This is a genomic window from Variovorax sp. PBS-H4 (genome assembly GCF_901827205.1).
Taxonomy (GTDB): Bacteria; Pseudomonadota; Gammaproteobacteria; order Burkholderiales; family Burkholderiaceae_C; genus Variovorax.
This window is the reverse complement of sequence record NZ_LR594675.1, coordinates 1285514-1307827: the sequence shown is the minus strand read 5'-3', so window position 1 is coordinate 1307827 and position 22314 is coordinate 1285514. Positions and strand designations below refer to the sequence as shown.

11 protein-coding genes are annotated in these 22314 nt (G+C 68.9%); 8 read left to right on the top strand and 3 right to left on the bottom strand.

Annotated elements, in window-relative coordinates:
* Positions 1 to 12 precede the first annotated feature (12 nt).
* The 5 genes from treS to E5CHR_RS06130 are packed head-to-tail and all read left to right on the top strand — an operon-like array spanning position 13 to position 13265.
* Positions 13 to 3348, top strand: a complete 3336-nt coding sequence (gene treS, locus E5CHR_RS06150; protein ID WP_162578868.1) for a maltose alpha-D-glucosyltransferase — start codon at positions 13 to 15, stop codon at positions 3346 to 3348.
* Between the two features lie 45 nt (positions 3349 to 3393).
* Positions 3394 to 4116 carry a mechanosensitive ion channel family protein gene (locus tag E5CHR_RS06145; RefSeq protein ID WP_162578867.1) on the top strand — a complete coding sequence of 241 codons (723 nt, stop codon included), beginning with the start codon at positions 3394 to 3396 and terminating at the stop codon, positions 4114 to 4116.
* Entirely contained in the window at positions 4113 to 6296 is a 2184-nt protein-coding gene (glgX, locus tag E5CHR_RS06140; protein WP_162578866.1) for a glycogen debranching protein GlgX, read from the top strand. Before E5CHR_RS06145 ends, glgX begins: the two co-directional genes overlap by 4 nt.
* Positions 6293 to 8143: a malto-oligosyltrehalose trehalohydrolase gene (gene treZ, locus E5CHR_RS06135; protein ID WP_162578865.1), complete on the top strand. Its 1851-nt coding sequence runs from the start codon at positions 6293 to 6295 to the stop codon at positions 8141 to 8143. Before glgX ends, treZ begins: the two co-directional genes overlap by 4 nt.
* On the top strand, positions 8136 to 13265 hold the full coding sequence (locus E5CHR_RS06130) for a malto-oligosyltrehalose synthase (protein ID WP_174255695.1): 5130 nt from the start codon (positions 8136 to 8138) through the stop codon (positions 13263 to 13265). The genes treZ and E5CHR_RS06130 overlap by 8 nt, the downstream gene beginning before the upstream one ends.
* Before the next feature lie 49 nt (positions 13266 to 13314).
* Here E5CHR_RS06130 and E5CHR_RS06125 read toward each other — a convergent pair whose 3' ends face one another.
* The 3 genes from E5CHR_RS06125 to E5CHR_RS06115 form a co-directional block, all read right to left on the bottom strand.
* Complete coding sequence (locus E5CHR_RS06125; RefSeq protein WP_162578864.1) at positions 13315 to 18042, bottom strand: autotransporter-associated beta strand repeat-containing protein; 4728 nt, start codon at positions 18040 to 18042, stop codon at positions 13315 to 13317.
* Positions 18043 to 18344: 302 nt separating this feature from the next.
* Positions 18345 to 18542, bottom strand: a complete 198-nt coding sequence (locus tag E5CHR_RS06120) for a hypothetical protein (RefSeq protein ID WP_162578863.1) — start codon at positions 18540 to 18542, stop codon at positions 18345 to 18347.
* Positions 18543 to 18632: 90 nt separating this feature from the next.
* On the bottom strand, positions 18633 to 19622 hold the full coding sequence (locus tag E5CHR_RS06115) for a LysR family transcriptional regulator (protein ID WP_162578862.1): 990 nt from the start codon (positions 19620 to 19622) through the stop codon (positions 18633 to 18635).
* A 96-nt stretch (positions 19623 to 19718) separates the two neighbouring features.
* Here E5CHR_RS06115 and E5CHR_RS06110 point away from each other — a divergent pair, with 96 nt between their 5' ends.
* From E5CHR_RS06110 to E5CHR_RS06100, 3 genes are read left to right on the top strand one after another with little or no spacing between them, the layout of a single operon-like run.
* Positions 19719 to 20975, top strand: coding sequence for an MFS transporter (locus E5CHR_RS06110; protein WP_162578861.1), 1257 nt, complete (start codon positions 19719 to 19721; stop codon positions 20973 to 20975).
* A 54-nt stretch (positions 20976 to 21029) separates the two neighbouring features.
* The gene (locus tag E5CHR_RS06105; protein WP_162578860.1) at positions 21030 to 21623 is read left to right on the top strand and encodes a cytochrome b; all 594 of its coding nucleotides are present in this window, start codon (positions 21030 to 21032) and stop codon (positions 21621 to 21623) included.
* Positions 21620 to 22309 carry a YceI family protein gene (locus tag E5CHR_RS06100; protein WP_232061978.1) on the top strand — a complete coding sequence of 230 codons (690 nt, stop codon included), beginning with the start codon at positions 21620 to 21622 and terminating at the stop codon, positions 22307 to 22309. Before E5CHR_RS06105 ends, E5CHR_RS06100 begins: the two co-directional genes overlap by 4 nt.
* Positions 22310 to 22314 lie beyond the last annotated feature (5 nt).

Sequence of the window (22314 nt, the reverse complement as noted above, 5' to 3'; positions counted from 1 at the left end):
GGGCCTTTCGACATGAATGCACCGGTATCGCACCTGCTCCTCGAGACCGTCGAGATCGACAGCACCGACGATCCGCAGTGGTATCGCGACGCCGTCATCTACCAGCTCAACGTCAAGGCCTTCTTCGATTCGAACGATGACGGCTACGGGGACTTCAAGGGTGTCACCGCCAAGCTCGACTACGTGAAGGACCTGGGGGTCAACACCATCTGGCTGATGCCCTTCTACCCGTCGCCTCTTCGCGATGACGGCTACGACATCGCGGAATACGAAGACGTGCACCCGCACTACGGCACCCTGGCGGACTTCAAGATCATGCTGGAAGAGGCCCACAAGCGTGGCCTGCGGGTCATCACCGAGCTGGTCATCAACCACACCTCGAGCGACCATCCGTGGTTCCAGGCCGCACGCCGCGCGCCGCCGGGCTCGCCAGAGCGCGATTTCTATGTGTGGAGCGACACCGACCAGCTCTACCAGGGCACGCGCATCATCTTCACCGACACCGAGACTTCCAACTGGGCCTGGGACCCGGTGGCCAAGGCGTACTACTGGCATCGCTTCTTCAGCCACCAGCCCGACCTCAACTTCGGCAATCCCAAGGTGCTGGAGGCGGTGTTCAAGACCATGCGCTTCTGGCTCGACATGGGCGTGGACGGCTTCCGGCTCGACGCCATTCCCTACCTGTGCGAGCGCGACGGCACCAGCAACGAGAACCTGCCCGAGACCCACGTGGTGATCAAGCAGCTGCGCGCCGCGATCGATGCGCAGTACAAGAACCGCTTTCTCCTCGCCGAGGCCAACATGTGGCCCGAGGACGTGCGCGAATACTTCGGCGACGGCGACGAATGCCACATGGCGTACCACTTTCCGTTGATGCCGCGGATGTACATGGCGATCGCGCAGGAGGACCGCCACCCGATCGTGGAGATCATCCAGCAGACGCCCGAGATCCCCGAGGGCTGCCAGTGGGCCATCTTCCTGCGCAACCACGACGAGCTCACGCTCGAGATGGTGACCAGCAAGGAGCGCGACTACATGTACCTCATGTATGCGGCCGACCTGCGCGCCCGCATCAACGTCGGCATCCGCCGCCGGCTCGCGCCGCTGATGGAAAACGACATGGACCGCGTGAAGCTGATGAACGCGATGCTGCTGTCGATGCCGGGCTCGCCCATCATCTACTACGGCGACGAGATCGGCATGGGCGACAACGTCTTCGTCGGCGACCGCAACGGCGTGCGCACGCCGATGCAGTGGAGCCCCGATCGCAACGCAGGCTTCTCGCGTGCCGACCCGCAGCGCCTGTACCTCCAGCCGATCATGGATGCGATGTACGGCTACGAGGCGCTGAACGTGGAGGCGCAGGCGCGCGACGCCAGCTCGCTGCTGAACTGGACCCGGCGCATGCTCGCGGTGCGCAAGACGAGCAGGGCATTCGGTCGCGGCAAGCGCGTGTTCCTGCGGCCCGGCAACCGCAAGATCCTCGCCTACCTCAGTGAATACGAGGGCGACGCCATCCTCACCGTCTTCAACCTCTCGCGCGCGGCGCAGCCGGTGGAGCTGGACCTCTCGGCCCACAAGGGCAGCATTCCGGTCGAGATGCTGGGACGCACCTCGTTCCCGCCGATCGGCGAGCTGCCGTATCTGCTCACCCTGCCCTCGTACGGCTTCTATTGGTTCCGGCTCGCGCAGGACGCCGAGATGCCGAGCTGGCACCAGGAAGGCGTGGGCCTGCAGGACCGGCCGACGCTGGTGCTCTTCGACGGATGGACCAGCTTCTTCCGGGACCGCGTGATGCCGTGGCGCATCGGCATGGCCGAGCGCATGCTCACGCAATTCGAGACCGACACGCTTCCGCGCTTCATCGAGATCCAGCGCTGGTACGGCGCCAAGGGCGCGGCGGTTGCGCGCGCCCGGCTGGTGGATCATGCGGTGTGGGACAGCGACGGCTTCAGCTGGATGCTGCCCCTCGTCGCGCTCGACGGCCCTTCAGAGGCGTCGACTTATTTCGTGCCGCTCGCGCTGGCCTGGGAGGAGCAGGACGAAGACCGCCTCAACCGGCTGACCCAGGCCGGCGTCGCCAAGGTGCGGCAGCAGGCCAACGTCGGCGTGATGGCCGATGCCTTCTACGACGAGACCTTCTGCCGCGCGATGATTCGGGCCGTGCGCGATGGCCTGCAAGTGCCGGCCGCCAGGGGGCGCCTGCACTTCACGCCCACCGACGCGTTCCGCCGCGTCGAGGCCGACCTCGACGCGCTCGCCGTCGGCCGGCCAGGCGCTCAGAGCAGCAACACGGTCGTGACCTTCAATGAGACCCTCTTCCTCAAGGCCTACCGTCGCGTGCGCGACGGCGTGAACCCCGAGGTCGAGATGGGCCGCTTTCTCACCAGCGTCGCGCGCTACCCGCATTGCGTGCCGGTACTGGGCGCGCTCGAATACATCGGCGACGACGGCCGCACCGCGACCCTGGCCATGGTGCAGCGCTACGTGCGCAACCAGGGCGACGGCTGGGTCTACACGCTGGGCTATGTAGAACGCTTCCTCGAGGAGCTGCGCACCGCGCCCGAGACGCTCGCCGCCGCGACTCCGGCGCAGGCCCACGGTGGGTTCGCAGCGCTGATGGAAGTGCTCGGCCGCCGCACGGCGGAACTGCACCTGGCATTGGCACGCCGTACCGGCGATGCGGCCTTCGACCCCGAGCCCCTGGCGGCCGAGGACATCCAGGCCATGCGCGAGCATGCGAGTGCCGATGTCGGGGCGACGATGGCACTGCTGCGCGAACGCCTGCCGCAACTGCCAGGCCCCGCGCAGGATGACGCCCAGGCGCTGCTCGCACAGGAAAGCCGGCTCGCGGCCCGCGCCGCCGCGGCGATCGGCAACGGGCACGGCCTCAAGACCCGCTACCACGGCGACTACCACCTCGGACAGGTCCTGGTTAGCGACAACGACTTCGTCATCATCGACTTCGAGGGCGAGCCCACGCGCAGCTTCGAGGAGCGCCGGGCCAAGGGGTCGGCCTTGCGCGATGTGGCCGGCATGCTGCGCTCCTTCAACTATGCGCGCTGGTCGGCACTGAAGCGCGTGGCGCAGAACGCCGACGAGCTGCAGCGCCTCGAGACGCCCGTGCGCCAGTGGGAGACCGCCAGCCGCCAGGCCTTCCTCTCCGCCTACCTCGAGGCCATGGAAGAGGCCGCGCCCGCGACACCCGTCGACCTGCAACTGCTGGACCTGTTCGAACTTGAAAAGGCGCTGTACGAGCTGCGCTACGAATTGAACAATCGTGTCGAATGGGTCCAGGTCCCGCTGCAAGGCCTCCTTGCGCTGGCGGCCCGCGACGCCGCATCCTGACGAACGCCCGCGCCTACGCCCCCTCGGTCAACGGAGACAAGCATCATGGAAAGCTTCGGAATCCACCTGGAGCCCTTGCGGGCCATCCTGTTCCAGATCGGCGCGTTCCTGCCGCGCCTGCTCTTCGCGCTGGTGGTGGTGGTCGCCGGCTGGCTCCTTGCGAAGGTCGCGCGCTTCACGGTGGTGAAGGCGCTGCACGCCATCAACTTCAACGTGCTCACCGAACGAGCCGGCCTCGACGGCTTCCTGCGCCAGGGCGGCATGCGCGTGGACACCACCGAAGTCTTCGGCGTGCTGGTGTACTGGCTGGTGATCCTGGCCTCGCTGCTGATCGCCTTCAACGGCATGGGGCTCACCTACATCAGCGACCTCATCGGCAAGGTGATGTGGTTCGTGCCCAATGTCTTCGTCTCGCTGCTGGTGCTGGCCTTCGGCTCGTACTTCGCGCGCTTCGTCGGCGACACGGTGACCTCCTATGGCCGCAACGTCAAGCTGCAGGACGCCGTCTTCCTCGGCAAGCTGGCGCAGTACGCGATCATGGTCTTCGTCGTGCTGATCGCGCTCGACCAGATCAAGGTCGGCGGCGACATCGTGCGCGAGAGCTTCCTCGTCATCCTGGCAGGCGTGGTGTTCGCCCTGGCCCTGGCCTTCGGCCTCGGCGGGAAGGACTGGGCGGCCGAACGCATCGAGCAGTGGTGGCCGCGGGAGCGCAAGGACAAGCCCAGGGACCCGGTCGAACGGCTCGATGAGCACAAGTTTCGCCGATGAAGAACAACGACCTGATCACCGCCGTCTGGCCCGGCCGTCCTTACCCGCGCGGCGCCCACTGGGATGGCGAAGGCGTCAACTTCTCGCTTTTCTCGCAGCACGCGACGAAGGTGGAGCTTTGTCTCTTCGACGACAAGGGACGTCATGAGCGGCACCGCATCACGATGCGCGAGCGCACCGACGACATCTGGCACTGCTACCTGCCGGAGGCGCGCCCGGGCATGGCGTACGGCTACCGCGTGCATGGTCCGTACAAGCCCGAGGAGGGGCATCGCTTCAATCCAAACAAGCTGCTCATCGATCCCTATGCCAAGGACCTCGTAGGCCAGTTGCGCTGGAGCGACGCGCTGTACGGCTACACCGTCGGCAGCAAGCGCCAGGACCTGTCCTTCGACCGCCGTGACAGCGCGCCGCTCATGCCCAAGGGCCGGGTGCTCGAGCCGGCGTTCACCTGGGGTGACGATCGCCCGCCGCGGATCGCGTGGCAGGACATGGTGATCTACGAGATGCACGTGCGGGGCTTCACGATGACGCATCCCGACGTGCCGCCGCAGCTGCGCGGCACCTATGCCGGGCTGTGTTCCGCACCGGTCGTCGACTACCTCTGGCGCCTCGGCGTCACCACGGTCGAGCTGCTGCCGGTGCATGCCTATCTGAATGACCGCCACCTGGCGGAAAAGGGCATGCAGAACTACTGGGGCTACAACACGCTGTGCTACTTCGCACCCGAGATGCGCTACAGCGCTTCGCAGAAGGTCAAGGAATTCAAGACCATGGTGAAGACGCTGCACACCGCCGGCATCGAGGTGATTCTCGACGTGGTCTACAACCACAGCTGCGAAGGCAACCAGATGGGGCCGACGCTCTCGATGCGCGGTGTGGACAACGCCGCCTACTACATCATCAACGGCGAGAACCGCCGCTTCTACGACGACTTCACCGGCTGCGGCAACACGGTCAACCTGGAACATCCGCGCGCCCTGCAGCTGGTGATGGATTCCCTGCGCTACTGGGTCGAGGAGATGCACGTCGACGGTTTCCGATTCGACCTCGCCTCCGCGCTGGCGCGGGAGTCGGGCAAGGTCGAGGACCTGGGCGGCTTCTTCGATGCGATCCGCCAGGACCCCACCCTGAACCGGGTGAAGCTGATCGCCGAGCCCTGGGACCTGGGCCAAGGTGGTTATCGCGTGGGCAATTTCCCCTATGGCTTTGCCGAATGGAACGACCGCTACCGCGACGGCGTGCGCGCCTACTGGAAGGGCGATGGAGGAAAGCTCGGCGATTTCGCGCGGCGCCTGACCGGCTCGCAGGACCTCTACGGATGGTCCGGACGGCATCCCAACTCCAGCATCAACTTCGTGACCGCGCACGACGGCTTCACGCTGCACGACCTCGTCTCCTACAACGACAAGCACAACCAGGCCAACGGGGAGGACAACCGCGACGGCAACAACCACAACCTGTCGTGGAACTGCGGCGTGGAGGGCCCGACCTCCGAGCCCGCCGTGCTCACGCTGCGGGCGCGACAGATGCGCAACCTGCTGGCCACGCTGCTGCTGTCGCAAGGCGTGCCGATGCTGTTGGCCGGCGACGAGCGCGGCCACACGCAGAACGGCAACAACAACGCCTACTGCCAGGACAACGAAAGGACCTGGCTGGACTGGAGTCCGGATGAGGAGCGTGAGGCGCTCACGACCTTTGTCCAACGCGTCATTGCCCTGCGCCGCATGCATCCTTCGTTTCGCCGCCGCGGCTTCTTCACGGGTGAGCCGCCGGCAGGCAGCACCGTCAACGATGTCTGCTGGCTGCGCCCCGACGGCCGCGAGATGACGCCCGAGGACTGGAACGACGGCGAGGCCCGTGCGCTGGCCATGCTGGTGTCCGGCCTCGGCATCACGGATTCCGGACCGCGAGGCGAGACCGTGCGCGACGACGATTTCCTGCTGCTCTTCAGCGCCCACCACGAGGACCTCGAATTCGTTCTGCCTGCGGCGGGCGAACCGTGGTACCTGCTGCTCGACACGGCGACCGGGGCGCTGCCGCCCGAGGAGGGCCAGCCGGGCGCCAACTTGTCTCAGCCCTGGAGCCAGCCCGGCTACCGGCTGCAGAGCCGCTCCTTCGTGCTCATGACCCGCACCGCGCGGGTGAGCGCCGAGGCACCGGCGGAAGCTTCAACATGAATCACTTTCACACCATGCCTTTCGGCACCACCGTGCTCGACGGCGGGGGCGTGCGCTTCGCCCTGTGGGCCCCCGCCGCCGAGCAGGTGGTGCTGGAGCTCGGCGACGCACCGTCGCCGCACCCGATGCTGCGCAACGCCGACGGCTGGCACCGGCTGGACCTGCCCGAGGCACGGCCAGGCGATGCCTACCGCTTCCGGCTGCCCGACGGCCTGCGCGTGCCCGACCCGGCCTCGCGCTTCAATCCAGATGACGTGCACGGTGCAAGCCGCGTCGTCGATCCGGCCGCCTATGCCTGGCAGCACGGCGCCTGGCGCGGCCGCCCGTGGGAGGAAGCCGTCGTCTACGAACTGCACGTCGGCACCTTCACCTCCGAGGGCACCTTTGCCGCGGCCCGGCAGCGTCTGCCGGCGCTGGCGCAGCTGGGCATTACCGCCATCGAGCTCATGCCACTGGCCGATTTCCCGGGAGAGCGCAACTGGGGCTACGACGGCGTGCTGCAGTTCGCGCCCGATGCGAGCTACGGCACGCCCGACGACCTCAAGGCGCTGGTCGACGCGGCCCACGGCCTCGGGCTGATGGTGCTGATCGACGTGGTCTACAACCACTTCGGCCCGGAGGGCAACTACCTGCACGCCTACTGCCCGCAGTTCTTCAACCCGAAGCACCAGACGCCCTGGGGCGCGGCCATCAACTACGACGGCGCGGAGGCGCGGACGGTACGCGACTTCTTCATCCACAACGCGCTCTACTGGGTCGAGGAGTTCCGCTTCGACGGCCTGCGCATGGACGCCATTCATGCGATCCGCGACGACTCGGCGCTGCACATCGTGCAGGAGATCTGCCAGGCGCTGCGTCGTGGCCCGGGACGCGAGAGGCAGGTACACGTGGTCCTGGAGAACGATGCCAACCAGGCCTCCTTCCTCGCGCGCGACACGCTCGGGCAGCCGCCTTGCGCCACCGCGCAGTGGAATGACGACCTGCACCATGCGGCCCACGTGCTGGTGACCGGCGAGACGGACGGCTACTACGCCGATTACGCCGACGATCCATTGGCGCAGTTCGGACGCGCATTGGCGCAGGGCTTCGTCTACCAGGGCCAGCCCTCGGCCTTTCGCGGCGGCGAACAGCGTGGCGAAGACGCCAGCCGCCTGCCGCTGGTGGCCTTCGTCTCGTACCTGCAGACGCACGACCAGGTCGGCAACCGCGCCTTCGGCGAACGCATCCAGGCGATCGGCGACATCGCCCTGGTGCGCGCCGCCTGGACCTGCCTGGTGTTCTCGCCCCATGTGCCGATGCTGTTCATGGGCGAGGAGTTCGAGGCCACCACGCCCTTCCAGTATTTCTGCGACTTCGGGCCCGAACTGGCGGACGCGGTCTCCCAAGGCCGGCGCGAAGAGTTCGGCCGCTTCGCGTCTTTCGGCGACGAGGCGGCGCGCGCGCGCATTCCCGATCCCAATGCCGAGTCCACCTTTGCCGCGTCCAAGCTGCGCTGGGAGGAGTGCGACGATCCTCTGCACGAGGCCTGGCGCGTCCAGTTGGGCGAGATGCTGGCGTTGCGGCAGGAGCGGCTCGTGCCGCTGCTCGCGGGCCAGTGCGGCCCGGGACGCTTCCAGGCCGAGAACGGCGTGCTGCGCGTTGCGTGGACGCTGGCCGACACGACGCGCGGCGAAGATGGGCCTCGACTGCACCTCGCCGCCAACTTCGGCGACGCGCCGGTCGATGGCGTCGCACCGCCAGCGGGAGAGGCCGTCTATGCGAATGCCGTCGAGCGCGACGACAGCGGCACGCTGCGCCTGGCGCGCGGCGCCGTGCTGGTGACGCTGCAGGAGCCCGGCCTTGGCTGAAGCAGCGCACCACGGCGCATCGGAGGCGATCGCCCGCCTCTGCGCCCACTTCGGCATCGCACTCGACTACCACGACATCTGGGGCGCGCACCGGCCCGTGCCGCGCGAGACCCTGCTCGCGCTGCTGGCCGAGTTCGGGGTGCGGCCACACGACGATGCGCAGGCCGACGCGCTGCTGGAGGCCGAGCGCCGCGCGAGCTGGACCCACGGCATGCCGCCGGTGCAGGTCGTGCGCGCTTCCAGCGCCGGCTGGGTGCTTCCCTTGCGCATGCCCGCTTCGATGGCGCTGCTGCGCTGGCAGCTGCTGGATGAGGACGGCGCGCAGCAGCACGGCGAGATCGACGCGTGGGCACTGCCCGAAACGGCCTCCATCGAGATCGCAGGCACGCGCTGGTGCGAGCGCCGGGTGCCGTTCGCCCGCGGCCTGCCGATGGGCTACCACCACTTGAGCATCGAAGGGCTGGAAGGCGAGACCCTGATCGTCAGCGCGCCGGAGCGCTGCTGGCGGCCGGCGGCGCTGCGCGACGGCGGCCGCGTCTGGGGCCCCGCGCTGCAGCTCTACGCGCTGCGCTCGCGGCGCAACTGGGGCATCGGCGACTTCACCGACCTTGCCCACCTCATCACGCAGATGGCGCCGCGCGGTGCCGACATCGTCGGCCTCAATCCGCTGCATGCGCTCTTCCCGCACAACCCGGCCCATGCGAGCCCGTACAGCCCTTCCTCGCGGCGCTGGCTCAACGTGCTCTACATCGACGTCGAGGCCACGCCCGACTTTGCCGATTGCGAAACAGCGCGCCGGCTGGTCGGCTCTCTCGAATTCCAGACACGGCTCGCGGCGCTGCGCGAGGTGCCGCTGGTGGACCATGCCGGCGTCTCGCAAGCCAAGTTCGAAGTACTGGAGCTGCTGTTCACGCACTTTCGAAGCCGTCACCTGTCGAAGGACGGCCGCGAGGCGCTGGACGACATGGGAGTTTCGTTCCTGGAATTCGTCGCGAGGGGCGGCGAATCGCTGCGGCGCCACGCGTTGTTCGAGGCGTTGCAGGCCCATTTCCACGCAGCCGATCCGGCCGTCTGGGGCTGGCCGCTCTGGCCCGAGGACCACAAGGACCCGGCGAGCCCCGCCGTCGACGCCTTCGCGCGCGAGTTTGCCGATCGGGTGCAGTTCCACCAGTACCTGCAATGGCTGGCAGCCGGCCAGCTCGCGCGTGCCAACGCGCATTGCAAGGCCCTGGGCCTCGGCATCGGCCTGTACCTCGACCTCGCGGTGTCCAGCGACCGCGGCGGCTCCGACGTCTGGAGCGAGGGCGCGCTGTTCGCCGCCGAGGCGAGCGTCGGCGCGCCGCCCGACGAATTCAACCCCAGCGGCCAGGGCTGGGGACTGCCGCCGCTGCGGCCCGACCGCCTTCGGGCGGAAGGCTACCGGTTCTTCATCGATACCTTGCGCGCCAACATGCGAGACGCCGGTGCCCTGCGCATCGACCACGTCATGGGACTGATGCGCCTGTTCTGGATCCCCGGCGGCCGCACCGCGCGCGATGGCGGCTACGTGCACTACCCGCTCGACGAGATGCTCGCCATCGTCGCCCTCGAAAGCCAGCGCCACCGCTGCCTGGTGATCGGCGAGGACCTCGGCACCGTCGCACCCGAGATGCGCGAGGCGCTCGCGCGCTTCGACATCCTGTCGTACCGGCTGCTGTTCTTCGAGCGCGAAGGGGACGGGGCCTTCAAGCCGGCCGCAGCCTACCCCGCACAGGCACTGGCTGCCGTCGCCACGCACGATCTCCACACGCTGGCGGGATGGTGGAGCGGCGAGGACCTTCGGCTGCGCCTGCAGCTCGGGCTCATCCCCGACGAAGCTCAGCTCGAGCAGCAGTTGCTCGATCGCGCGCGCCAGCGCGTGCAGCTGCTGCTCGCGGTGCGGCATGCCGGCCATCTGAGCGCCGAAGAAGTCGCGCAGGCCAGCACCGAGTCGCGCCTGTCGCCGCGAATGGTCGAGGCGGTGCATGCCTTTCTGGCCGAGGCGCCCGCCTTGCTCATGATGGTCCAGCTCGAGGATGTGCTGGGCGTCGCCGAGCAGGCCAACATGCCGGGTACGACGCACGAGCAGCCCAATTGGCAGCGCAAGCTGCCGGCCGACCTGCAGGCCCTGGCCTCCAGCGGCGACATGGATTCGCTGGCCCGCACGCTGGCCCGGCTGCGCCCGCACGCGCGCGTGGCCGACCCCGCGCAACGCGGCTCGATGCAGGCGCGTATTCCCCGTGCCACCTACCGGCTCCAGTTCCACAAGGCTTTCCGTTTCGACGACGCGATTCGCGTACTCCCCTACCTCGCCCGCCTGGGCATCAGCCATGTGTACTGCTCGCCGATCCAGCGTGCCAGGGCGGGCAGCATGCATGGCTACGACGTGGTCGCCCACGACCAGGTCAACCCCGAGCTCGGCGGACGCGAGGGCTTCAAGCGCTTCGTCGCCGCGCTGCGCGTGCACGGCATGGGCCAGCTGCTGGACCTGGTGCCCAACCACATGGGCGTGATGGGCGCAGACAACGCCTGGTGGATGGACGTGCTGGAGAACGGCCCCGCCTCGCTCTACGCGCAGCACTTCGACATCGACTGGCGGCCGCTCAATCCCGAGCTCGCAGGCAAGGTGCTCGTGCCGGTGCTGGGCGACCACTATGGCGACGTGCTGATGAGCGGCGACCTGGTGCTGCGTTTCGAGGAAGACAGCGGCAGCCTGGCGGTGTACTACTTCGAGCACCGCTTTCCGCTGGCGCCCGACAGCTACCCGCGGGTGCTGGGCGGCGCGGCGATGCAGCTCGACGACGCAGCACCCGCAGCTCAGTTGGCAGGCATCTCCTCTGCCTTCGGACGCCTGCTCGGGCGCGACGCGAGCGACGATCCCGCGCGCGCCGAGCAGGCGCGCGACAAGGAGCTGCTCAAGACCCAGCTGGCGCAGCTGGCGGCTCGCCAGCCGGCCGTGGCACGCGCCATCACCGCACGCGTGGCCGAGCTCAACCTGCCGAGCGCGCGCGACGAGCTGCATGCGCTGATCGAGGTCCAGGCCTGGCGGCTTGCGTACTGGCGCGTGGCGGCGGACGACATCAATTACCGGCGCTTCTTCGACATCAACTCGCTGGCCGGGCTGCGCATGGAGCGCGAGGAGGTGTTCGAGGCCACGCAAGCCTTCGCGCTCGACCTCGCCGCCGCCGGCCAGGTCGACGGACTGCGCATCGACCATCCGGATGGCCTGTACGACCCGACGCGCTATTTCCGGCAACTGCAGGAAGGCTACGCGCGACGCGCCGGCCTGGTGCTGGCCGAGCACGACGACGACGGCCGCCCGGCGCGGCCACTCTACGTGGTGGCCGAGAAGATCAAGGCCGAGGACGAGGAGGTGCCCGGGGACTGGCACGTGCACGGCACCACCGGCTATCGCTTTGCCAATGTGGCCAACGGCGTGCTCATCGACACCTCGGCGGCAGAGAAGTTCGAGAAGATCTGGCGCAACTTCACCGGCGTGCGCGACAGCTTTTCAAGTCTTGCGCGCGCCGGCAAACGCGACATCATGCGCAGCGCGCTCGCCTCGGAGCTGACGGTGCTGTCCACCGAGCTGCTGCGGATCGCGCGCGCCGACCGCCACACGCGCGACTACACCTTCAATGCGCTGCAGCGCGCACTGGGCGAGGTTGCGGCGTGCCTGCCGGTCTACCGCACCTACATCATCGAACGGCCTTCGCAGCAGGACGAACGCTTCATCACCTGGGCCACGCGCGAGGCGCGGCGCGGCAGCCAGGAAGCAGACGTTTCCATCTACGATTTCGTGCAGCAGACGCTGCTCGGGCGCGCCGTGCCCGGTGCCGACGAGGACTTGCAGCGGCGCGTGCTGAACCTGGCGATCCGCTTCCAGCAGTTCAGCGCGCCGGTCACGGCAAAGGGCGTGGAAGACACCGCCTTCTACCGCTACTTTCCCTTGAGTGCGCTCAACGAGGTGGGCGGCGAGCCGGCGCACTTCGGCATGACGGTGGATCAATTCCACGAGGCGAGCGCCGACCGGGCGCGGCACTGGCCGCACACCATGCTCGCCAGTTCCACCCACGACAACAAGCGTTCCGAGGATGTGCGCTGCCGCATCGACGTTCTGTCGGAGATGCCGGCGACCTGGCGCCTGGCCTTGCGGCGCTGGCGCGCGATGACGCGCGGAATCCGCCGGAGGCTGGAAGCCGGCGGCGCGCCGCCCGGCACTCCCTCCTCCACGGACGAATACCTGCTCTACCAGACCCTGCTGGGGACGTTGCCTGCCGAGGGGCTCGACGACAGCACCCGCGAGCCCTATGCCGAGCGCATCGTGGGCTACATGCAGAAGGCGGCACGCGAGGCCAAGCTCCACACCCGATGGACCAACCCCGACGAGGCCTACGAGAAGGCGCTGGAGGGCTTCGTGCGTGCGGTGCTGGGCCGAGAGGCCGACCCGCGCTTCGTCGACGACCTGCAGGCGCTGGCCCGCACGCTGGCCTGGTTCGGGGCGCTCAACAGCCTTTCGCTGACGCTGTTGAAGTTCAGTTCACCTGGCGTGCCGGATGTCTACCAAGGCAACGAGTTGATGGACCTGAGCCTGGTCGATCCGGACAACCGGCGGCCGGTGGACTACGCACTTCGCACGCGCTGCCTGGACGAGCTCGAGGGGATGGTCGGCGCCGATGATCTTCCCGCCCGCATCGCGGCGCTGGTGCCCGCTGCGGCACGCGATGGACGCGCCAAGCTGTGGGTCGGCTGGCGCATGCTGTCGCTGCGCCGCGAGCAGCCTGCGCTGTTCCGTGAAGGCGACTACCGGGGACTCCAGGCCGACGGCGCGAAGGCCGCGCACGTGGTGGCTTTCATGCGCCGGCATGAGGGCCAGGTGCTGGTGCTGATCGCCGCGCGCCTGTTCAGCTCGCTCGCCGCCATGGGCGATGCGCCGCTCGGAGCGTTGTGGGAAGACACGGTCGTACGCCTGCCCGATGTGGCCGAGGGCACGCGCTTCGAGAACGTGCTGACCGGCGAGACCTTGGCGGTGCATGAAGGCGCGATCCGCGTTTCGGCTGCCTTCGCTTGTTTCCCCGGTGCGGCGTTGTGGGCGAAACCCTGAGGGCGCCGGCGTTGCACCGGCCCGCACGCCCACACCCTGCACGAAGCAGCTACCAGCGCACGCGCAGGCCCACGGAAGCGTCGAGCTGCGACTTCACGCGGGTGTCTCCGCCTGACGCCCACAGCTTGCCGACCTCGCCGTAGAGGCTGGTCGATTCGCTCAGTCCGAGCGTGAAGCCCGCGGCCAGCTCGGTCGAGGTGCTGCCCCTGCTGCTGGCAATGGCGGTGCTGGCCGCCGGGTTGATGAAGCGGGTGACATCGCTGCCGGCCGAGCTGCGGTACAGATTCACCCGCGCATAGGGCTGCAGCCGGCCTGCGCTCGTGGCGATGTCGCCCTTCACGCGCACGCCCACGCGGGCGAGCCAGCCGCCTTCTCGTTCCTGATGCACGCGCGCGCCGGCGATGTCCACGTCGTCGAGGTCCAGGCGCTGGTGCACGAGTTGCGCCTGCGGCTGGATCTGCCAGCCCTCGCCCAGCGCGAAGGACTGGCCCAGTTCCAGCGAGGCACTCAGGCTCTTGGCCTTGCCCTTGGTGCGTAGGCTCGCCTGGGGCTTGACCTCGTAGCGGTGGCGCCCGGCCTGCAGCACGCCGTCGGCGTAGAAGCTGCTGGTGTCGGTATAGGTCGCATAGCCGCCCAGGTACTGGCTGCGCAGGTCGTTGCTGCCCACCGAGAGGTTGGCGATGCCGCGCGCGAAGCCCTTGACCTGCATGTCGCCGTCGAGCTGGCCGACATAGAGGCCGGCGCGCCAGTTCGCATCGGTCCACAGGTCGGTGCCGGCCTGCAGGCCGCTCAGGCGGCCGTCGCTTTGAGGGCTGACGGTGCCGCCTTGCCGGATGTTGCGGCCGGTGCTGAGCACGCGGCCCCAGGCGCGGCGCTCGCCGGTAGACGCTCCGACAGTGCCTTGAGCCCCGGCAACCGTCTTCATGTCGTCGCCGCCCATGCGCTGGTGCAGGTTGCCGAGCATGGCGAGATCGCCTTGGCGCATTTGCTCGGGCAGAGCTGCGAACAAGGGGACCTCAGCGCGGTAGGTGGGCACCTGGATGGGGGCCATCGCTGGAGCCGGCGGCGGCGAAGGCGGGGTGACAGGTGCCGGCGGAGCTGCGGATGCGGGCGGTTCCGGTGGTGCCGGAGGAGCCGGTGGCGACGGCGGCGGTGGTGGCGGCGGCAGTGGGGGTGGGGGCGGCGGGATGACGATCGTGCTGGTCGAGCGCAGGTACCAGTTCTCACCGGCGCCTGCGGCATCGCCGGGCTGCAAGCGGTATTCGAAAGCGCCTGCATCCACGTGCCCGCCCTGCAGTGCGAAGGCGTCCTTGGTGCTCTGGGCCGTTGTCGCAGCGCCGTTCAGCGCACTCACCAGCTCGATGCCATTGCCCGTGGTCAGCGCCCCCAGCCCGCCGAGATTGACGACCTGCACGGTGGTGCGCCCCCTGGCCGTGGCGGTGGGGCCGTCGAGGACGAGCCGGTCGCTGGCGCTGGCACTGTCTCCCAGGAAGGTGCCCAGGCGCAGCAGGCCATTGCTGCCGGCATAAGGTCCGGTGACGGTGAGCGTGGTGCCCGGCGTGCTGCCGATGAGGGAGACCGTGCCCGCGTTGTCGAGGGCGGCGATGCTCTGGCTGAAGCCGGCGAGGTCGAGGGTGGCCCCCGAGGCAACGCTGTGCGCCGATGCAGCGCTGAAGGTGTTGGCAGCACCTGCGCGCAGGGTGCCTTCGTTGACGGCAGTGGCGCCGCTGTAGCTGTTGGCGCCCGAAAGAACAAGCGTTCCGCTTCCGATCTTGCTCAGGTCGCCCGGCCCGGTGATTGCGCCCGTGAGGGTGGCGGTGAAGGGGCCGGTGTCGATGGTGGGGTCGACGGCATCGGTGAAGACAATCGGATTGGCCACGCTCAGGTCCTCCGCAGCGAAGCGCAGCGTGGTGCCTTCGTGCATGGCGAGCTCGCCCGTGCCCAGCGCATGGCTGTTGCCGATGGCAAGCCGCCCCTGCTTGAGCTCGGTGCCGCCGCTGTAGCTGTTCTCCCCGGTGAGGCTCAGGGTGCCGGCGCCAGTCTTGGTGACAGTGCCGCTGCCGGTGACGGTGTTGGCGAGGGTGGCGTCGTTGGACTGATCGATCAGCAGTGCGGCGTTGTTGGCAATGGCGCCGCTGCCAAAGCTGCCCGCGCTGCCAGCCAGCGTGCCGGCGCTGATGGTGGTGCCGCCTGTGTAGGCGTTCGGGCCCGTCAGTGCCAGCGTGCCCGCACCACTCTTGACCAGGCCGCCAGTCCCGCTGATAGCGCCCTGGTGAGTCAGTGTCGTGCCCGCGAGGGTGTCGATGGTGCCGCCGCGGCTGCCCAGCGTGGTGGCGCGGTTCATCGTGAGGTCGGCGGTGGTTTGCAGCGCACCGCCGTTGAAGGTCACCGTGCCTGCGGCGGCGCCCAGGTTGTCGTCGGCGGCCACGGAAAGCACGCCGGCATCGAAGAAGGTGCCGCCCGTGTAGCTGTTGGCGTAGCTGAGCGTTGTCGTGCCGGTTCCGCTCTGACGCACATTGCCGCTGCCGAGGATCTCGCCGGAGAAGTCCAGGACGTTGTCGCTGCGGTTGAACGCCAGCGACGCATTGTTGAAGACGTCGCCGAACAGCCTGCCGGTCGCGCCGCCATTGCCGATCTGCAGCGTGCCTGCTGAAATGGTGATGCCATTGGTGAAGAAGTTGTTGTCACCGGTGAGCACAAGCGTGCCGCCGCCGGTCTTGATCAGGCCGCTGCCACCGCCGCCGCCGCCCCCGACGCTTTGCAGATCCGATGTGAGGGTCAGGTCGGCATCCGTCTGGAAGATGGCGCTGAAGCCACCGAAGGAGAAGGCCCGGCCGGTGGTGAAGGCAGCGGTGTTGCGCAACGTTCCCCCGTAGAGCCGCATGACCCCGGAGGCATTGCCCAGGTTGTTGTCGGCGGCGACGGACAAGGTGCCGCCACGAAGGAGATAGGTGTCGCCGCTGTAGGTGTTGGCACCGCTGAGCGTCACGGTGCCGGTGCCGGCGTGGTACAGAAAGCCGTTGCCGGAGATCACGCCTTTGATCTCCAGTGCGTTGTCGCTGCGGTTGAAGGCCAGCGCGCCGTTGTCGAGCACCACGTCGCCCGCAATGGAGCCGGTGTCGCCGCCGTTGCCCAGCTGCAGCATGCCGCCCGAAATGGTGGTGCCGCCGCCGTAGGTGTTGACACCGGTGAGGATCAGGTTGCCCGAGCCGGTCTTGGTCACGCCGCCCGGGCCCGAGATGGAGCCGGTGGAGGTCAGGTCGGCGTCGGTCTGGAAGCCGCCCCCGGCACTGCCGACGGTGATGGCGCGCGCCGTGGTGATGGCCCCGGTGGTCTGCAGCGTGCCGCCGTCGAGGGTCAACAGACCCGCTGCAGAGCCCAGGTTCTGGTCTGCGGAGATGGACAGCGTGCCGCCGGTGACGGTGGTGCCGCCGCTGTAGGTGTTGGCGCCCGAGAGGACCAGGCGCCCGGCGCCTCTCTTGAGGACGCCGATGCTGCCGGCGTTGCTACCGGTGCCGCCGGAGCCGGTCTGGTCGGCGATGGCGTCGGCCACCGTCTGCGTGGCGCTGGCGCCAGGCACGAAGGCGAGCGCGCTGCTCGTGCCCTGCATGAAGATGCCGCTGCCGAAGGCGGAGCCGGCTTGTGCACCTCCACCGTTGCCGCTCGCGCCGGCAGCCACGCTGTTGCCGTTCACCTGCGTGCTGCCGCCCAAGGTCAGCGAGCCGCCGTCCATGACGAAGATGGCGCCGCCCATGCCCGCGCCGCCTCCGCCGCTGCCGCCGCCCCTGAGAATTCCGCCACTGCCTCCGCCAAATCCGCCGGCACTGCTGAAGAGGCTGCCGGCGCCGCCGCCGCCGCCAAAACCCCCTGGCCCGCCCACCCAGTTGCCGCCACCACCACCTCCTCCAAACCCTCCGCGTCCTCCCGCGGCCTCGCCCCAGCCACCGCTGCCACCGCCACCGCCGCCCAAACCGCCGCGTCCACCGCTGGTGGCCACATCAAAATCAACAAAACCACCCCCTCCGCCACCGGAGTAGGCGCCGCCGTCGGCGCCGCTGCTTGCGTTGCCACCGGCACCGCCGTTCGGACCGCCCCCATTGCCGGGAATGTTCGCGCTGACCGAGCTGCTGCCATCGACGAACAAGCCACCGCCGCCACTGCCCACGCCGCTGCCTGTCGGGCTCACTCCTCCACCATTGCCGCCCATCCCGCCGCCGCCGCCCTGATCTGCGACGGCAGGAAGCATGTCACCCCCCCTGCCACCGAGGGCACGGCTGGCGACGACGAGCACGTCGTTCAAATTGGCGCTCGCCCCGGTGACCACGAACACCGCGGCACCCGCGCCCATGCCGCCGCCGCCTCCAACGTAGCCCGCCCCACCCTGCCCCCCCTGGGCCTGCAGGTTCTGCATCGTCAGCCCATTGACGGTGGTGCTGCCCGACCCGATGAAGAAGCCCCGGAACCGCCCGGCCCCATCGAGCGTTCTGCCGTTGCCGTTGATGGTCAGGCTGCGCTCCACCACCGGCAGGTTCCCGCTCAGCGTGATCGAGCCCACAAGATCAATGACCGTGTCGTTGCCCGTGATGCAGGCGGCCAACTCGGCGGTGCTGCCTGCGGTGCACGCATGGGCGGCGGGCATGCCGGCGCACCACAGGGCGGCCATCACCGCCGAAGCTTTTGCGACGCCGCTGCGCTTGCCTCGCGCACGGGCGTTCTCGGGGGCGGCCACCCAGGCCCCAAGGGCAGGGTTCCAGAGGCTGCGATGCATTCTGTTCATGGGAGAGGTCTCGACTCGTTCAGGGACGCGCGGGGCGCGCGTGGCGGGCATGCCGCCTGAGCAGTGGCCCTCTTCTCGCGCACAGAGGCCGGAAGTTCAGACCGCGGCCGGTGAAACCCGGAAGTCGGCGACCGTCGAATGCTAGAAACGCGCTGCGGCGCAGTCAGGTCTGCGCGACAAAAAGCGAGAAATCAGGCCTTTTCAGCCCCTGGCGCGGCCAACTGGCGCCTGGTCGACCGCCGACTGCTTCCGCTTGCCGAGGTCCACGCTGACGAACCGTGCTGTTCAATCAGCCCCGGCCTTCAGCGCCCCTGGTTCAACCGCCTGAGCCCCTGGTCGGTCAGCACGGAGGTCCCCTCGCGGTCGGTGGTGACCAGGCCGTTGGAACGCAGCCGAGTCGAGACCTTGATGCTGTGAGTGGGACGCCGCTTCGAGAGGGCCTCGCGCAACGCCTCGAGCGTCCGCCACTGTTCGTCATTGAGCTGGATCTTCTTCGTCATCGCTGCGGGGGTCCTCGGGGCGGGAGTGTGGCGCGCAGCACGGCGCAGCGCCTCCTTCAAAAGTGGTCTTGTCGGAATGCCCCGATTCGGCTATAGCGGCCGGCGCAGACGTGCCTCCGAACGCGCCTCCTTGCCGGCCGGCGCGGGCACGTCCATCCCGAAGATCGCGGGCATGGCCTCTCGCATCGCCTCGATGAAGCGGCGCAGCCGGGCCGGCTGGAAGCGTGCCTGGGGGTAAACGAGGTAGACCGGCAGGGGCGCCGCGCGCCACTCGGGCGCCAGATGGACCAGGCGCCCCTGGGCGAGATCGTCGATCGGCAACCAGGCCGAGACCACGCACGCCCCCAGCCCCGCGAGCGCGGCGTTGCGCATGGCCAGCAGGCTGTCGGTGCTCAGGCGCGGACGGATCGCGAAACGCAAGGCTTCGCCGCTCGCCACGTGCGTGAGGGTCACCTCGTTGCGGTAGTAAGTGCGCAGCGCGAGCCAGGGCAGGCTTGCCAGTTCGGAGGGATGGGCGGGCAGCGGCCGGCCTTCGATCACCGAAGGCGCAGCGATTGCGATGCGCGGCACCTCCGCCAGCTTGACCGCCACCACCGAAGGGTCGCGGACCGCGCCGACCTGGATCGCGCAATCGACGCCATGGGCCACGAAGTCCTGCATCTCGTCGTGCAGCAGCCATTCGACGGTGACGCGGGGGTGGCGCCGCAGGAAGCGCGCCAGCGGCTCGACCAGCTGCTGCTGGCCGAAGGCATGCGGCGCGATCACGCGCAGGCTGCCCTCGGGCTCGTCGCCGGTGCCGCGCAGCTCGGCCTCGAAGGCCTCCCAGGTCGCGAGCAGTTCCTTGGCGCGTTCGAAGCAGCGCTCGCCATCCTCGGTGAGCTTCATCGCATGCGTCGAGCGCCGCAGCAGACGCACGCCAAGGGAGCACTCCAGCGCCTGGAGGCGCCGGCTTACGGTGGGCTGGGTCGCGCCCAGCTGTGCCGCGGCGGCGGACAGGCTGCCGGCCTCCACGATGCGGACGAAGGTCTGCATCAGCGCAATGCGATCGGTGCTGCCTGCGGGGACGAGGTGTTGGTTCATGCGACCGACGTATATCAGTTGTTCCGCCCTGTCGTCTACCACCAATGACGCTCAGCCCTCAAACTCCACGTCAACGCAATTCCGAGGGTTTGCTCTATGTCTAGTATTCATTGTTCGCATGCCCCAGCAGGCGCCGTGTCGGCGCCGGGGCGCCCGGCCGAGGCACAAACGCTGCCTGGATCGCTTTTGCTGCTGCTGGCCGCGACGGCTGGCCTGGCGGTCGCGTCGCTCTATTACAGCCAGCCCATGCTCGGCGTGCTGGGCGCGCAGATCGGTGCCTCCGACCGTGCCATCGGCCTGGTTCCCACGCTCACGCAGCTCGGCTACGCGCTCGGCATCGGGCTGCTGGCCCCGCTGGGCGACCGCTATGACCGGCGCCGCATCATCCTCGTCAAGGCCGGTGTGCTGGGCACGGCGCTGCTGCTGGCAGGCATGGCGCCCTCCATCGGCGTGCTGCTGGTCCTCAGCCTGGTCATCGGACTCTCCGCGACACTGGCACAGGATGTCGTGCCCGCCGCCGCCACGCTGGCGCCCGAAGCGCACCGCGGCCGCGCCGTCGGCACGGTCATGACAGGGCTGTTGCTGGGCATGCTGCTGTCGCGGGTGGCGAGCGGCTTTGTCGCGGAGCACTTCGGCTGGCGCGCGGTGTTTCTCGCCGCAGCGGCGAGCATCGCGCTGATCGGACTTGCGGCCTGGCAGCGGTTGCCGCGCTTCCAGCCCACGACGCAGTTGGCCTACCGCGCGCTTTTGGGCTCGCTGGCCACGCTGTGGCAGCGTCATCCGGCTCTGCGCCGCGCGGCACTGGCCCAGGGGCTGCTGGCGATCGGCTTCAGCGCCTTCTGGTCGACGTTGGCCGTCATGCTGCACGCCGCGCCCTTTCATCTCGGCGCTGCCGCCGCCGGCGCCTTCGGCCTGGCCGGCGCCGCCGGGGCGTTCGCCGCGCCGCTGGCGGGGCGCATCGCGGACCGCCGGGGGCCGGAATGGGTCACCCGGCTCGGCGCAGGACTGGTCGTCATTTCCTTCGGTGCGATGGCGTTGTCGCCGCTGCTGCAGCCGCAGGTCCGCCTCGGCCTGCTGGTGCTTTGCGCGATCGGCTTCGACCTCGGCGTCCAGGCGACGCTGATCGCGCACCAGACCTTGATCTACGGCATCGAACCTGCCGCGCGCAGCAGGCTCAATGCCGTGCTTTTCATCGGCATGTTCGTCGGCATGGCTGTCGGCGCGGCGCTGGGCAGCCTGCTGCTGGCCGGGTGGGGCTGGATGGGCGTCACGGCGCTGGCGACCGCTTCGGCCGGCGCGGCATTGGCGGTGCGTCTCTGGCCAGCGCGGCAGACGGGCGCACGGCCGGACTGAAGGCGCGCTTGCAGGCCCCTTGTACGCAACGGGCACTGCCGGTACAAGCGCAGGATGCGGCCGAAACCCACACCCGTCCATGCCCGCCCGCAAGCAAGTCCGGCGCCCGCCGCATGGAATGGCGGCGTCAAGTTCTTCCACTGGCTGCTGGCGTTGCTCATCTTCGTGCAGTTCACGCTGGGCTGGCTGGCGGTCTCGTGGCGGCTCTCGCCAGCCAAGCTCGATCTCTTCGTCTGGCACAAGTCGATCGGGGTGCTGGTGCTCGCGCTGGGGCTGCTGCGGCTGGCGTGGCGACTCGCCAGCCCGGCGGCGCCGACCCTGCCCCCGCACATGCCGCCCTGGGAACGCACCGCAGCGCGCGCCAGCCATGCGCTGCTGTATGGGCTGATGCTCGCGCTGCCGCTCAGCGGATGGCTGATCCAGTCCACCTCGGGCATGCCGTTCCGCATCTTCCGGCAATGGCCACTGCCGGCGATCGCGGCGGCCGACAAGGCGGCATCCGAACTCGCGGAAGTCGTTCATCTCTCGCTCGGCATCGCCCTGGCCGCCCTGCTGGTCGTGCACATCGGCGCGGCGCTGCGGCACCACTTCATACAGCACGACGAAGTGATGATGCGGATGCTGCCGGCCAGAAGGCGGCCCTCATGAGCCGCACGGCCGCTCCGAAGGCGAATAGCACCGCAGCCAAAGGCGGAGGTACTCCAGTGAGCCGCCCTGCCGCTCTCCGACCAGCGCGCACCACAGCCGGGGGCAAGGGGACTTGGGTCGCCCGCTTGGCGCGCGTGGCTCCTGCTGCCCTGGTACTCGCCTGCGCAGCACTGCCATCCGCCTTCGCCGCGGAATGGAAGATGGACCCGGCCGCGAGCCGGCTCGATTTCGCTGCGACCTTCGAGAAGACACCGGCCCCAGGCGTCTTCAAGGACTTCGAGCTACGGCTCGACTTCGACCCCGAGCGCCCTGCCGACGGCCGCCTCGAGGTGCGGATCGGCATCGCGAGTGCGGACATGGCAAACACGGACATCAACCAGGCCATCGCCGGCCCGGAGTGGTTCGACGCCGCGCGCCATCCGCAGGCCGAGTTCCGCGCGACCGAGATCCGCCGCGCGCAGGGCAACGGCTATCTCGCGCTCGGCACGCTGAGGTTGAAAGGCGTGCAGCAGCCCGTCCAGGTGCCCTTCACCTGGAACGGTGCGGCGGACACGGCGAGCATGCAGGGCGAGTTCATCGTCAAGCGGCTGCCCTTCGGCATCGGCACCGGCGAGTGGGCAGCGACCGAAGTCATCGGCCCGGACGTGACGATCAAGTTCCGCGTACGCCTGCGCAAGGCGTCCTGAAGCAG